The organism is Paenibacillus sp. FSL M8-0228 (assembly GCF_038007385.1).
In the GTDB taxonomy this organism is placed as follows: Bacteria; Bacillota; Bacilli; order Paenibacillales; family Paenibacillaceae; genus Paenibacillus; species Paenibacillus polymyxa_D.
The window spans coordinates 3,939,807-3,953,770 of the sequence record NZ_JBBOXA010000001.1 but is presented as its reverse complement, the minus strand read 5'-3'; the positions used below and the strand labels follow the sequence as shown (position 1 = coordinate 3,953,770).

The following is a 13,964-nucleotide window of genomic DNA, read 5'->3' as shown; positions in this document are numbered from 1 at the left end:
ACAAGGCTCGGCGGCTGCGCCGGGCTTTTGTCCTTTTGTTCTTTTGCCCGATAAGAGCTGATGAGCTATAAAGAGGAGGCGTGGCAGCAATGAGTACGGTCGACTATCGTTCTTTTGTCCAAATACGAAGAGATTTACACCAAATTCCCGAACCGGGTTTTGAGGAGTACAAAACACAACAATATTTGCTGGATTATTTGGAAACGCTCCCTCAGGAGCGGTTGGACATTCGTACATGGCGTACAGGCGTGTTAGTGTTCATTCATGGATCAGCTCCTGAACGCCGCTATGGATATCGTTGTGATATGGATGGTTTACCGATTGAAGAAGAGACAGGTTACGATTTCCGTTCGACCCATCCCGGCTATATGCATGCTTGTGGACACGATTTACATATGACGATTGGATTGGGAATTGTTACTCACTTTGCAGGCCATCCGATTAAGGATGATCTGGTTGTATTGTTTCAACCGGCTGAGGAAGGGCCGGGCGGAGCCTTGCCTATGCGGGACAGCACAGAGCTGGCAGACTGGATACCCGATGAAATTGTCGCGCTGCATGTTGCACCTGAATATCCTGTCGGTACAATTGCGACTCGCCCGGGCATCCTATTTGCCAATACGTCGGAGCTTTTCATCGACCTGAAGGGTACGGGCGGGCATGCTGCGTATCCACACAAGGCGAATGATATGGTAGTGGCTGCTTGCCAACTGGTGGGACAATTACAAACGGTTGTAGCCCGTAATGTGAATCCACTCGATGCAGCAGTCATTACTGTGGGTAAGGTTAGCGGAGGCACGAAGCAAAATATTATCGCAGAAACCGCCCGGTTGGAGGGTACGATCCGAACGTTGTCTGCCGATACGATGGCGCTGGTTAAATCGCGGATCGAAGCGCTGGTGCGCGGTGTGGAAGCTGGGTTTGAATGCCATGCCGAGATTCATTATGGCTCCAATTATTTGCAAGTGTACAATGAAGCTCAGGTGACCGAGGAATTTATGAACTGGGTCAGTAACCGGCAGGATGTGCAGCTTATTGAATGCGGAGAAGCGATGACCGGAGAAGACTTCGGGTATTTTCTGGAGCGAATTCCCGGTCTGATGTTCTGGCTTGGCGTTGATACGCCTTATGGTTTGCATCATGCGAAGCTGGAGCCTGCGGAAGAAGCGATTGGTGTAGCCATTCGTGTGCTGACAGACTATTTTACATGGAAGTCTCAAGGGTAAATGAGGCGCCCTGAATAATTATGTTTAATAAAATGGAATGAAGTCGAATTTTTGAAGGAGGGTGTTATGGGAGAGCAAACCATCATCCGATTTGAACGGGTGACCAAGCAATATGACAACGATCCCCCAGTGCTGGCGGACGTCAGCTTTGAAATTGAGCGTGGTAAATTTTATACACTGCTGGGGCCTTCCGGCTGTGGTAAAACGACGATTCTGCGTATGATTGCAGGTTTTGCGGAGCCGACAGAAGGCTCTATTTATTTAAATGGAAAACTCATTAATCGTGTTCCAGCCAATGAGCGGCAGGTCAATACGGTTTTTCAAGATTATGCGCTATTTCCGCATCTGAATGTGTTTGAAAATGTAGCCTTTGGTCTGCGAATCAAAAAGATGAATAAAAAGGACATCCAAGAGAAGGTGACACAGGCGTTGTCCTTTGTCAATCTGGAAGGCTACGGCGAGCGGGAAATTTCTGAGATGTCCGGAGGACAGCGTCAGCGTGTTGCCATCGCACGGGCTATCGTTAATGAGCCTGACGTTCTCTTGTTGGATGAACCGTTGTCTGCATTGGATTTAAAGCTGCGTACTGAAATGCAGTACATTTTGCGCGAAATGCAGCAGCGCCTTGGAATTACCTTTATTTTCGTTACGCATGATCAGGAGGAAGCACTGGCCATGTCGGACGAAATTTTTGTCATGAACAAAGGTAAGATTGAGCAGAGTGGTACGCCTAATGATATTTATGATGAGCCGATCAATCGGTTTGTTGCTGATTTCATCGGCGAATCCAATATTGTCCCAGGACGGATGATTGCGGATTACCAAGTGGAATTTAACGGCCGACAGTTTGAATGTGTCGACGGAGGCTTACGTCCGAACGAGCCCATTGAAATCGTGATCCGACCGGAGGATCTGGAGATTACGAGTGTTGTTGAAGGCAAGCTGCGTGTAAAAGTGGATACCCAATTGTTCCGTGGTGTTCACTATGAAATAAGCTGCTATGATGATTCGGGACAGGAATGGCTCGTGCATTCTACCAAAAAGGCGGAGCTGGGCAGTGAAATCGGTCTGCGATTTGACCCGGAAGCGATCCATGTGATGCGGTTCGGGGAAACAGAGGAAGAATTTGATCGGCGTCTGGAAGCCTATGAAGAGGTGGATCAGCATGTCCGGTAATACAAGAGCAGCGTATCTGCTGCCTTATTATTTATGGATTGTGCTGTTTGTGGCGGCTCCGGTTGTACTTGTGTTTTACTATTCACTATTTGATGTGGATGGTCATCTCACATTCAACAACTATGCTCAGTTTCTGACACCTGTTTATTTGAGCATGACGCTTAGCTCGTTTTGGTATGCATTTCTGATCACTGTATTTTCACTGTTAGTTGCTTACCCGGCAGCCTATTTACTCACACGCACCAAGCATAAGCAACTGTGGCTGTTGCTCATTATTTTGCCGACATGGATTAACCTGTTACTCAAAACGTATGCTTTTATTGGGATTTTCGGAACCTATGGTCCGGTGAATGCGGTGTTAGGTATGGTTGGGTTGGGAGGTCAGCAATTATTATTTACCAGCTCCAGCTTTGTGTTTGTGTCGGTTTATATTTTTGTGCCTTTTATGATTTTGCCCATCTATAACGCGTTGGAAGGGTTAAACCCTTCATTGCTGGACGCAGCCCGTGATTTGGGAGCCTCCAAGTGGACTGCGTTTCGCAGGGTTATTTTTCCGTTAACGCTTGCGGGTGTGCGATCTGGTTGCATGGCTGTGTTTATTCCAGCATTGTCGCTGTTTATGATTACCCGTCTGATTGCAGGTAACCGTGTGATTACACTGGGGACGGCGATAGAGCAGCATTTTCTGGTTACTCAGGATTGGGGTATGGGTTCTACGGTTGCCGTGTTCCTGATTTTGGCGATGGGGATCATTATGCTGCTCACCTCGGGAACGAAACGGAGGGTGCGGCATGGTAAATAAAAACCGATTCGGGAATATATATTTGGTGATTGTTTTTCTCGTGTTGTATGCACCTATTTTGTATTTGATGTACTATTCCTTCAACAGCGGAGGGACGATGCATGAGTTTGAAGGTTTTACACTCCAATATTACAAAGAGGTGTTTGCGGACACTCGCTTGATCATTATTGTCATTAACACCTTGGTGATTGCTTTGCTGTCATCTGCATTGGCTACCATTATTGGCATCATGGGTGCGCTGGCTATTCATCAGATGCAGAACCGTCGAGTCAAAAATACGCTGCTATCGCTCAATAATGTATTGATCGTGAACCCGGACGTCATTATTGGCGCTTCCTTCCTTATTTTGTTCACGATGGTCGGGATTAAGCTGGGTTTCTACTCCGTTTTATTGTCCCATATTGCATTTAGTGTGCCGATTGCGGTCATTATGATTTTGCCGCGGCTGCAGGAAATGAGTCCATCTCTGGTCGATGCCGCGCGTGATTTGGGTGCCAGCCGAATGGATGTGCTGACCAAGGTGATTCTACCCTTTATCAAGCCAGGGATTTATGCGGGCTTCTTTATGGCGTTAACGTACTCGCTGGATGATTTTGCGGTGACCTTTTTTGTGACAGGTAGTGGCTATTCGACCTTATCGGTGGAAATATACTCACGTGCCCGGCAAGGGGTTTCCTTGTCCATCAATGCGCTGTCCACGCTCATTTTCCTATTTACTGTGTTGTTGGTAGTGGGCTACTACTTTATTATGCGCAAGGCGAATCGCAATGGTAAAAAAGAGCCTGCGGCAGAAATGGGGGTGCCTAGATGAAGTCACTTGTGCGCGTGTTTCTGTCGATTTTCATCATCTCGTTTGGGCTGATGGGGGTGGCTGCATGGCTTAATTCCAGTCAAGGCTACTCCGGTGGCAACACACTGACGGTGTACAACTGGGGAGACTACATTGATCCTGAGCTGCTGGAACGGTTTCAGAAGGAGACGGGAATTACCGTCATTTATCAGACATTTGATTCCAATGAGGCGATGCTGACGAAAATCGAGCAGGGAGGAACTTCGTTTGATGTAGCGGTTCCTTCAGAATATGCTTTGGCTAAAATGAAGCAGGAGCACTTGTTGCTCCCGTTGGACCATAGCAAGCTGCCGAATTTGAAGCATGTAGATGCTCATTATCTAAACCTTTCGTTCGATCCGAATAACCAATATTCGGTTCCGTATTTTTGGGGTACAGTCGGGATTGTGTTTAACCCGGAGCTGACGAAAGGCATTGATTTTCATAGCTGGGATGGCCTATGGGACCCGAAGCTACGTAATAACCTGTTGCTGGTTGATGGAGCTAGGGAGATTATGGGCATGTCGCTGAACAGTCTCCACTATTCCTTGAATGATACGAATGAGGCACATTTGCAGCAGGCTTTGACGAAGTTGGAGAAATTAGCGCCCAATGTCAAAGCGGTTGTTGGTGACGAGATTAAAATGCTGCTGGCAAACGAGGAAGCTGCTGCCGGGGTTGTATGGTCCGGTGATGCGTCTGAAATCATGGATGAGAACGATAAGCTCGATTACATCGTGCCGGATGAAGGTTCCAACCTGTGGTTTGATAATATAGTTATTCCAAAAACCGCTACCCATGTGGATGCGGCCCATAAGTTCATCAATTTCATGATGCAGCCCGATGTAGCCGCTCAAAATGCCGAATTTGTAGGATACTCCACGCCAAACAAGGATGCAAAGAAATTGCTGCCTAAAGATATCTCTGGCGACGAGCGTTTTTACCCTCCGTCCGACATTACAGATAAGCTGGAAGTGTACGACAATCTGGGCAAGCGCATGCTCGCTCATTACAACGAATTGTTCCTGCAATTCAAAATGCATTTAAAGTAGGGGAGTGGCGTGAGGATTCAGGTTTGCGCTTTAGAGGTCGCTGCGGAGGCGGATGGTGCTTACCATCGCTGTTAAATTCCGATTTTTATGATTACCGCATAAAGGTGGAAATCGGAATTTAAAGGCGACCGCTTCGCTTGTCCAGTACCATTCCGCCCCCTCCGCTGCACCGTGCTTAAAGCTAGTCACCCATGAATCCCTACGCCGATAGCGCGTGGGAGTAGTGGAAGAATAGGCCTCTGAGCCACCCGTAGGGGTGCCTCAGAGGCCTATTCTGTTTACTCACCGTGTAAAGCGGTGAGTATTCTTTTATCCTGCTGCTCCACACACACGTTAGAGAATTTTGGGACTTTAAGGTGGGCAGTGAGCGAAGCGGGTCATTTGAATCTGGAGAAGCGGCAGCGTTCGCTTTTGTGGCGGGATTCTTACCTATAAATGTTTTATCCAATTCAAGAATCCCCCAGCAACAGCGATCGGAAGATCAAATGGACTGCGTAGCGCCTCTAACCACCTTAACCCCTCACCATTCCTCTAACAAACTTCTCTATTTTATCCAATCCTTGCTCCAGCACATCCTGTCCGTAAGCATAGGACAAGCGAACGTATCCTTCGCCATAGGAAGAAAAGGCATCTCCAGGTACTACAGCCACTCCATGCTCTTCCAGCAGCTTCAAGGTAAAACCCATCGAGCTTAATCCAAAATGGGCGATGGAAGGGAAGAGATAAAAGGCTCCCTCAGGCTTCTCTAGTGGAATTCCCATATCAGTCAGTCTTCCGTGTACATAGTCGCGACGTCGGCGGTACTCCTCGCGCATCGGAAGTGCATCATCCACCCCGACGGTCAGGGCTTCGAGTGCTGCATATTGGCTAATTGAGCTAGCGCAGGTCACGTTGTACTGATGGACTTTGACCATGTGCTGTGTAATTACAGCGGGTGCAAGTGTAAAACCAATACGCCATCCCGTCATGGAATGTGATTTGGACAGACCGTTAATGACGATGGTGCGCTCCCGCATACCTGGAAGAGCTGCAATGGACACGTGGGGGGTATCGTAAATCAGTTCGCTGTATATTTCGTCCGAAATGATAAACAGATCGCGCTCCTTCAGTAAATCGGCGACCGCTTCCAGTTCTTCGCGGCTCATCACTCGCCCGGTCGGATTCGAAGGATATCCGAGAATGACTGCTTTTGTCCGTTCGGTCAGATAAGGCTCCAGCACCTCGGCTGTGAGCTTGAATCCGCTACTGCGGGTATCGGCAAACACAGGAATGCCGCCTGACAAACGGATCAATGGCTCGTACCCTGGGTAGATTGGCACGGGTAGAATGACTTCATCACCGGGTGACAAAATCGTGCGTAAGGTAATATCCAGCGCTTCACTGGCTCCGTTCGTTACGATAACCTCATCCTGTCCACGGTAATTTAGGCCGTATTTACGGGCTACAAACGCCGCTGCGGCTTCTCGTAATTCCGGCAGTCCCGGATTAGGTGTATAAGTGGTCCGGCCTTCATCAATCGCCCGATGGGCAGCTTCCATAATATGCGCAGGGGTAGGGAAATCCGGCTGTCCAATCGTTAAGGAGAGCGTTCCGGGTAATGCGGCAACTTTATTTGCGATTTTGCGGATGCCGCTGATTTGAATATTTTTGACCTGATCGTTAAGCAAATGCTCCATAGCGTGTGTGCCACCTTTTTCTGTATTAGAACAAGTTTACAATAATATGATCTGATTACGCTACGGCAAGAAGAATTCATTTTTACATAATTTAAGTACTAAATTGGCTAATTTGTGGTATCTTAAATATAGGATATGTTTGTAAGCGTAATCATGGCTAAATTGGGGAAGGGAACAGCTTCTAAATCCAAGAGTGGATGATCAAGTGGATCAGGATGAAAAAACATCTGAAGCCATTTTGTTGTACAAGCCTATTCTTGGTGTAAAGCAAGCTAAGGGACAAGGTAAGAGTTGTTAGTTTAATTGCAAATGTCAGATTGATTGACTTTGTGAGGTAGTTAAGTTATCTTTTGTGGAGAAGTCGTATGATAAAGTAGAATGAAGAGGTGAAGCATCGTGGGAGTAACAGCTAAACAAATTTTTGTGAATTTACCAGTTAAAAACCTACAGCACTCCATTGATTTTTTCACTACAATTGGATTTGAATTTAACGCTCAGTTCACTGATGAACATGCAACCTGCATGGTTGTTAGTGAGCATATTTTTGTCATGCTATTGGTTGAAGAACGTTTTAAAGCGTTCACTACAAAGGAAATTTCAGATGCCACGAAAAGCACAGAAGCGATTGTTGCTCTATCGGTGGAGAGCCGAGAAAAGGTGAACGAGATCGTTCGCAAGGCTTTGGAAGCAGGCGGCCAGCCCTCGAATGAACCTCAAGATCATGGTTTTATGTATGGATGGAGCTTTCAGGATTTGGATGGTCATTTGTGGGAGTTCTTTTATATGGCAGAGCAGTAATAGAAGTAAGGGTGATTAAGTAGTAAACAAAGTACCATGGAAAGTAAGCTATCCTAAAAAGATAGTTTACTTTCTTTATTGTATGTTATCGAACTCACCGGGAGGAATCACAATGTCTAACGAAGTGAGAGTTTACCCTGTTCAAGCTCTGAACGAAGCCCTGACAGATTCACTGAGTCGACTGTTAATCGACGTGGTTGCAGACGGTGCATCTATAGGTTTCTTACCTCCATTAGGTTATCAGGAAGCAGCAGCTTATTGGAATAATGTACTTGAGGATGGCGTAGTTCTGTGGATTGCCGAGAAGGACGAAGTACCTGTAGGGACGGTCCAGCTTCATTTGGCTCAAAAAGCTAACGCAATTCATCGTGCGGAAATTGCAAAGCTTATGGTACATCCGTCCGGGCGCAGGCTTGGGATCGCACGTCAGTTAATGAAGGCAGCGGAAGAAGAGGCACTAAGTCAGGGTAGAACGTTACTGGTGCTAGATACGCGGGTGGGTGATCCCTCCAATGGACTATACGAGTCGATCGGGTTCGTGGAAGCTGGTGTTATTCCGGATTACGCTCAATCAGCCGATGGTCAACTGCATGCCACTCGATATTATTATAAGCCATTAAATCCGTATTCCAGTCATAGCGGAGCATTTGCCGAATAACCCTGGTATATACGGGTAATCATAACTTGTCATAGGATTACATAACCTTTTTCCGCGTTTATTCGACTGGTAAAGCACGGGAATCGGAACGTATAATGAAGAGGGGATCAGAAGAGGTCTTTTTATGTCAATTTGGCTGTACTGAATTGAAGAACGTAGCAAACACAGCGGAGGAATCAGAGAATATGAGGTTGGAGCATGATTTTTTAGGTACCAAGGAAGTACCATTAGATGCCTATTACGGTGTACAAACGCTGAGGGCAAAAGAAAATTTTCCAATTACAGGCCAACGACTGCACCCTGAGTTGATTAAAGCCATGGCGATCGTGAAAAAGGGAGCAGCGACGGTAAATATGGAACTAACCCGTTTACACCGCCCCAAAGCAGAGGCCATTATTCAGGCTGCTGATGAGATTATACAAGGACAGTTGCATGATCATTTCATCGTCGATCCCATTCAGGGCGGCGCAGGCACGTCCATTAATATGAATACAAATGAAGTGATTGCGAACCGCGCGTTGGAGCTGATTGGCAAGCAACGCGGAGATTATCAGGAGATCAGTCCTAATAATCATGTTAATATGGCGCAATCGACGAACGATGCTTTTCCTACAGCCGTACACTTGGCTGTATTAAGCATGATTGATAAACTGTTGGATACCATGAGTGAGCTTCAGGAGGCATTTTCCCGCAAGGCCAATGAGTTTGATAGTGTGATTAAGATGGGTAGAACCCACTTGCAGGATGCAGTGCCAATCCGATTAGGACAGGAGTTTCAGGCTTATGCGCGTGTGCTGGGTCGTGATATCGGACGCGTGCGTGCGACCAAACAGCACCTGTTAACGATTAATATGGGTGCAACTGCGGTGGGTACTGGCCTGAATGCAGACCGTCGTTATATTCAGCGTGTTGCAGAGGTACTGGCAGACGTCAGTGGCTTCCCTGTGGAAGCTGACGAAAATCTTGTAGATGCTACACAAAATACGGATGCTTATACCGAAGTGTCTGCCGCCTTGAAAATTTGTATGATGAATATGTCTAAGGTGGCAAATGACATCCGCTTAATGGCTTCCGGACCTCGTGCAGGTCTGGGAGAACTGAGTCTGCCTGCTCGTCAGCCAGGGTCATCCATTATGCCAGGTAAGGTAAATCCGGTGATGTGTGAGGTCATTAACCAAATTGCTTTTCAGGTCATTGGTAATGATCATACGATCTGCCTGGCTTCAGAGGCGGGTCAGCTGGAGCTGAACGTGATGGAGCCTGTGCTTGTCTACAATCTGCTGCAATCGCTGGAAATTATGAAGCAGGGCTTCCACGTTTTCCGTATACATTGTGTAGAAGGAATTGAAGCAAATGTGGAGCGGTGCCGTGAATATGTGGAGAACAGTGTAGGTATTATTACAGCACTCAATCCCCACCTTGGATATGAGGTAGTATCACGCATTGCCCGCGAAGCAATTACGACGGGGAAATCGGTGCGCGAGCTGTGCCTGCTGTATAATGTACTGACCGAGGAAGAGTTGGACATTATATTGGACCCGTACCAAATGACTCAGCCTGGTATTGCCGGAGAATCTTTGCTGAATCGCGAATAATGATGCGGAGTATGGAATTTAGACAGCTTTGAGGCAAGACGAAGATAGCCCCGTCGAATCTGGCGGGGCTATTGTTATGTGATAAAGAGAGATGTAATAGGGGAGCCAGCGTGCATAGGGGAGTTCCCTGTTAAGGATGATACGGCTACGCTTATGGTAGAAAAGGGAGAGTTGGATGTTGCTAGAAAAATTATTGGCATACAAGGAATTAGGAATAGGGCTCATTGTACTTTTAGTGTTGTTTGCGCTCATCATCAGAGGACTGATACGCGGTCGCAGAAATCGGATTTTACGTGATCTGGACCCACGCAAAATTGGAATTCAGGATATAGATCGTATGGAGGATGGCTCGGAATTTGAGCTTTATTTGCAACGGTTATTATCCGCGCTTGGCTATAAGGACATCTATAAAACAACCAGTAGCCGGGATTTTGGAGCGGATCTGGTTTTTACAGACCGTGAAGGCGTCAGAGTTGTCATACAGGCCAAACGTTATGGCGTACAACATCCGGTGGGCTTGGGAGCAGTACAGGAAATTTACACCTCTATGCGTTATTATGCGGCCGACAAGTCTATCGTCATCACCTCCGGCCGTTATACGGAATCTTGTAAAACACTTGCTGCTGTCAACGGGGTTAAATTATTAGATCGCAACGACTTGATCGACATCATAGATTTATTCAAGGCTAGGCACCGCGAGGAGGTTATGGACCTATTAGAAAGTAAAGTAGATGTGATTGCTTCCAAATGGAGTGAAAGATAATCATAAAAGGGACTGAACTACTGGCGACGAGTTTGAAGGCCAGTAATCAGTCCCTTTTATTTTTTAACATGGTGCTTGTTCTTATACTGTTATCATTAGATGCCTGTCCAGACATCCTTGGCATAGCGTTTTTCCTGTTGGAGACGATCCAACCATTGCTGTGCTTCTTCTTTACTGGTATGGTGTGCTTCCGCGTAAGCAGCACAAAGGGTGTTTTCTACATCGGGAGCCATCCGGCTACCATCACCGCATACATATAGATGCGCTCCTTCATCAAGTAAGTGAATCAGAGTGTCCGCATCTTCTTTCATGACATGCTGCACGTATCTTTTGGGTTGATCGGGCAGACGTGAAAAGGCTGTATGAAGCGTAACGATTCCTTCCTGCTCCCAGGCTTGCAGCTCTTGCTTGTACAGATAGTCAAGCTTAGGATTACGGCAGCCATAGTATAGGTGAGCCTCGCCGAGCTGTTCCCCTCTTTCTTTAAGTACATGGCGGGTTTGGAGGAATCCGCGGAATGGTGCCACTCCAGTACCTGGACCGACCATGATGACAGGCACCGTCGGATCTTCCGGCAAACGGAAGCCCGACTGAGGCTTACGCACAAAAATGACAATTGGATCATCTGGTTGGAGCTGCGCCAAATAGTTGGAGGCAATTCCCAGGTATTCGCCCTGTCCGCTACGGGCTGGTCCACGCACGACGCCCACGGTTATACTCGCTGAATTCTCCGATTCAAGCGGAGAGCTTGAGATGGAGTAGTACCTAGGCTTGAGTGGAGGTAACAGCGAGATAAAGTTTTCAAATGGCAGCTCGCAGGCTGGATACTTCTCCAGAATATCCAGCATCGTGACGTGCTTCTGTCGTATCTCTTGATCAAAGGTAGCATCCTCTAGCAAAGCTTCGATTTCTTTCTTGTGCGGTGGACACACTGTAAAGGATGCTAGTTGCCGTAGCTGGGCTCTCGTTGCCGGTTCTTGCAGTTCCACACTGAGAGTGCGCAAATCTCCTACGCTGACAGGCCGATCTAAGGGGAGATGCGCCGCATCCCGGTCACTGCCTCTCAATACGATGTAGTCTTGATCCTGTAACTTAAAGCGTTGCATTACTCTATTCGCCAACGAAGCAGGATTACGCGGCAAAACACCCAGATGATCACCCTCGCGATAGGACAATCCGGTTGGTAATTGGATCTCCAGATGCCGTGTACTGCGTTCACTTTCAGCAGCGTGCAATTCACGATTCGCGGTAACAACGGCAGTAGTTGCCTCATAGTTGGCCGCCAGAGGAGCGCTAAGTACGTCGCTTACAAACTCTATGCTCAGACTGCTGGTGTCCTGTGGTTCTGTATCACTGTGCTCTATGCCGAAAGCATTCAGCAATTCCGGCCATAGGCCGCGATTCCAGACTTCCCAATCCTTCTCGAAGTCACCACTGGCGTCGCCCTCGCCCCGATCATACAGTCGCTTTGCCCCTTTGGCAGCCATTAGCTCATCAATCATCCTTGGAATGCGCTGATACGTGCTGGCCCAATTCCGGTCACCGCAACCAAAGACAGCGTACCTTATGCCTGCCAGTTGGCCCTCGTCTACCTGCTTCAACCATTCTACAAAGGCATCAGCATTATCCGGCGGATGTCCGTTATAAGATGCAGTCGTAATAAGTACCACGCCTTCTTTAGGCAAATGGTCCACACGATCATTCAGAGTTGCTATGCTGCTGTTAAAACCCCAATTCCGACCTAAATCGGCTAGTTCACCCGCAAGTCCCTCAGCTGTACCCAGATTCGAGCCGTACAAAGACAGCAAAGAAGTATCATGTTTTTCGGCATGAGGAGCTGCAACTTTTTGTTCCTCCTGTTCATGAAGTTCTTGAGCGGCACCCGGCAGCATGACGGCAGTCTGTGTGCTACGCGGTCGTACTTGAATGGTGAAGCCCTCAGGCTTGAGTGTGAGCGTCTCTTTGACTTTCAACTCATAATGAGTATGATCAATCAGCTCAAAATGTTTCAGTACCATACCCAGCACAAGGGTGGCCTCCTGTAAGGCAAACTGTTGTCCAATACAGGCCCGTTGACCGTTGCCAAACGGTTTATAGGCATCTTGTGGAATGGCGGATGGGTCCTCAAAGCGTTCCGGTCTAAATTCCTCAACATCTTCACCCCAAGCCTCGGTATCACGGTGCAGTTTCGGGATGAGTACATTTACACTGTCGCCCTTTTTAAGCGGATAGGTTCCGTCGAGCAGTGTATCTTCTTTGGCGAAGAGCGAGAAGGCGGGCGCTGTCGGCCATAGCCGCAGAGCTTCATTCAGTATCATCCTTATGTACTTGAGCTCACGCACCTGAGTATAGGAAGGCAGCGAATCGGTGAGCACGCGATCCACTTCTTCATAGGCTTTGGTTAGCGTTCGTGGATTTTTAAGCAAATAGTAAATGGCAAAGGATAAAAGCCCACTGGTCGTTTCATGACCGGCGATGAGGAAGGTGATGATCTGATAACGGATATTTTCATCATCCAGCGTTTCACCTGTTTCCGGGTCCTTGCCTTCCAGCATACGTGCCAGTAAATCCTCTTCACCTTGGTTGCCCAGGGTTTTGCGTTCTTGAATAATGCTGTCCACCAGAGAGAACATCGTTTCGATGTCGTGTTTAAACTGTTTTTTCTTCGATAACATCAGCTTGTTTTGCAAATTGAGGCGTTGCAACTGACCCATTGCTTCATCCAGTGCGCGTGTCATACTGGTCACGAACGGATGGGGCTGGTCGCGGTAAAAGCTGTTAAAACGATAATTAAAGCCGCATAATCCGATGGTATCCAAAGTCAGCCGGGTCATATCTTCCGGTACCTCTACACTTTCATCTGGATTGAGCCGAGACCATTTCTGCACCAGCTGAACCGCAAGATCAAGCATCATATTGTGGTAACCCTTCATAGCCCGCTGACTGAAGCTTGGTAGCAATATTTGATGGGCCTTGCGCCAGTTCGGTTCCTCAGTCCAGCTTGTGAATAGTCCGTCTCCGGCAAAAGCTCGTACTTTTTGTAAGGGAGCCCACACCTGCTTATCGAAACGGGATTCATCACAAGCATCTGCCACTAGCTTATGATCGGAAATATAAATGTTCGTTCCTTCAGGCAGATCCATGCGAAAGATGGGACCGTACTCATTAGCAAGCTTAACCAGAGACTGGACAGGGGCATGTGTATCAATCAAGGGCAGATTTCCTAAGGGACCATATGTTTTGGGTTGTGGAATTAAATGGGTCGAAGTCATTTTAAATGTTGCTCCTTTCAGATTGAAATAGGGTGATGGTTTCAAAGTACCTATGTTTTCCAAATTACACTTTATTCTTCCGGTATAAACGAAAATAAATGAATTTGGACAGTTCGT

General features: G+C 47.4%; 11 protein-coding genes. 9 read left to right on the top strand and 2 right to left on the bottom strand.

Annotated features, from left to right (window positions below):
- Window positions 1–89 precede the first annotated feature (89 nt).
- The 5 genes from MKY98_RS17615 to MKY98_RS17595 all read left to right on the top strand — a co-directional run bounded on the left by MKY98_RS17615 (window position 90) and on the right by MKY98_RS17595 (window position 5,085).
- Window positions 90–1,226, top strand: a complete 1,137-nt coding sequence (locus MKY98_RS17615) for an N-acetyldiaminopimelate deacetylase (RefSeq protein ID WP_069010413.1) — start codon at window positions 90–92, stop codon at window positions 1,224–1,226.
- 66 nt (window positions 1,227–1,292) lie between these two features.
- Window positions 1,293–2,402 (top strand): ABC transporter ATP-binding protein, encoded by a 1,110-nt coding sequence (locus MKY98_RS17610; protein WP_029515434.1) that lies wholly within the window; start codon window positions 1,293–1,295, stop codon window positions 2,400–2,402.
- Window positions 2,392–3,204, top strand: a complete 813-nt coding sequence (locus MKY98_RS17605) for an ABC transporter permease (RefSeq protein WP_023989586.1) — start codon at window positions 2,392–2,394, stop codon at window positions 3,202–3,204. The genes MKY98_RS17610 and MKY98_RS17605 overlap by 11 nt, the downstream gene beginning before the upstream one ends.
- A complete protein-coding gene (locus MKY98_RS17600) occupies window positions 3,194–4,015 on the top strand; it encodes an ABC transporter permease (protein ID WP_013311255.1) in 822 nt (273 codons plus the stop codon). The genes MKY98_RS17605 and MKY98_RS17600 overlap by 11 nt, the downstream gene beginning before the upstream one ends.
- Entirely contained in the window at window positions 4,012–5,085 is a 1,074-nt protein-coding gene (locus MKY98_RS17595) for an ABC transporter substrate-binding protein (RefSeq protein WP_069010414.1), read from the top strand. The genes MKY98_RS17600 and MKY98_RS17595 overlap by 4 nt, the downstream gene beginning before the upstream one ends.
- Before the next feature lie 512 nt (window positions 5,086–5,597).
- Here MKY98_RS17595 and MKY98_RS17590 read toward each other — a convergent pair.
- Window positions 5,598–6,761: an aminotransferase A gene (locus tag MKY98_RS17590; RefSeq protein ID WP_029515432.1), complete on the bottom strand. Its 1,164-nt coding sequence runs from the start codon at window positions 6,759–6,761 to the stop codon at window positions 5,598–5,600.
- A gap of 396 nt (window positions 6,762–7,157) precedes the next feature.
- Between MKY98_RS17590 and MKY98_RS17585 the strand changes: the two genes are divergently transcribed.
- The 4 genes from MKY98_RS17585 (at window position 7,158) to MKY98_RS17570 (ending at window position 10,575) form a co-directional block, all read left to right on the top strand.
- Window positions 7,158–7,559: a VOC family protein gene (locus MKY98_RS17585; protein WP_029515431.1), complete on the top strand. Its 402-nt coding sequence runs from the start codon at window positions 7,158–7,160 to the stop codon at window positions 7,557–7,559.
- 112 nt (window positions 7,560–7,671) lie between these two features.
- Entirely contained in the window at window positions 7,672–8,217 is a 546-nt protein-coding gene (locus MKY98_RS17580) for a GNAT family N-acetyltransferase (RefSeq protein ID WP_069010415.1), read from the top strand.
- Between the two features lie 185 nt (window positions 8,218–8,402).
- Complete coding sequence (gene aspA / locus MKY98_RS17575) at window positions 8,403–9,812, top strand: aspartate ammonia-lyase (protein WP_029515429.1); 1,410 nt, start codon at window positions 8,403–8,405, stop codon at window positions 9,810–9,812.
- Between the two features lie 175 nt (window positions 9,813–9,987).
- Complete coding sequence (locus tag MKY98_RS17570) at window positions 9,988–10,575, top strand: restriction endonuclease (protein WP_029515428.1); 588 nt, start codon at window positions 9,988–9,990, stop codon at window positions 10,573–10,575.
- Window positions 10,576–10,670: 95 nt separating this feature from the next.
- Here the strand turns inward: MKY98_RS17570 and MKY98_RS17565 are convergent, their stop codons facing one another.
- Window positions 10,671–13,847, bottom strand: coding sequence for a bifunctional cytochrome P450/NADPH--P450 reductase (locus MKY98_RS17565; protein ID WP_069010416.1), 3,177 nt, complete (start codon window positions 13,845–13,847; stop codon window positions 10,671–10,673).
- Window positions 13,848–13,964: the final 117 nt, after the last annotated feature.

Excerpts from the sequence above, each read along its gene's own strand:
- MKY98_RS17615 (WP_069010413.1), top strand. The coding sequence starts at position 90 with ATGAGTACGGTCGACTATCGTTCTTTTGTCCAAATACGAAGAGATTTA.
- MKY98_RS17610 (WP_029515434.1), top strand. The coding sequence starts at position 1,293 with ATGGGAGAGCAAACCATCATCCGATTTGAACGGGTGACCAAGCAATAT.
- MKY98_RS17605 (WP_023989586.1), top strand. The coding sequence starts at position 2,392 with ATGTCCGGTAATACAAGAGCAGCGTATCTGCTGCCTTATTATTTATGG.
- MKY98_RS17600 (WP_013311255.1), top strand. The coding sequence starts at position 3,194 with ATGGTAAATAAAAACCGATTCGGGAATATATATTTGGTGATTGTTTTT.
- MKY98_RS17595 (WP_069010414.1), top strand. The coding sequence starts at position 4,012 with ATGAAGTCACTTGTGCGCGTGTTTCTGTCGATTTTCATCATCTCGTTT.
- MKY98_RS17590 (WP_029515432.1), bottom strand. The coding sequence starts at position 6,761 with ATGGAGCATTTGCTTAACGATCAGGTCAAAAATATTCAAATCAGCGGC.
- MKY98_RS17580 (WP_069010415.1), top strand. The coding sequence starts at position 7,672 with ATGTCTAACGAAGTGAGAGTTTACCCTGTTCAAGCTCTGAACGAAGCC.
- aspA (WP_029515429.1), top strand. The coding sequence starts at position 8,403 with ATGAGGTTGGAGCATGATTTTTTAGGTACCAAGGAAGTACCATTAGAT.
- MKY98_RS17570 (WP_029515428.1), top strand. The coding sequence starts at position 9,988 with ATGTTGCTAGAAAAATTATTGGCATACAAGGAATTAGGAATAGGGCTC.
- MKY98_RS17565 (WP_069010416.1), bottom strand. The coding sequence starts at position 13,847 with ATGACTTCGACCCATTTAATTCCACAACCCAAAACATATGGTCCCTTA.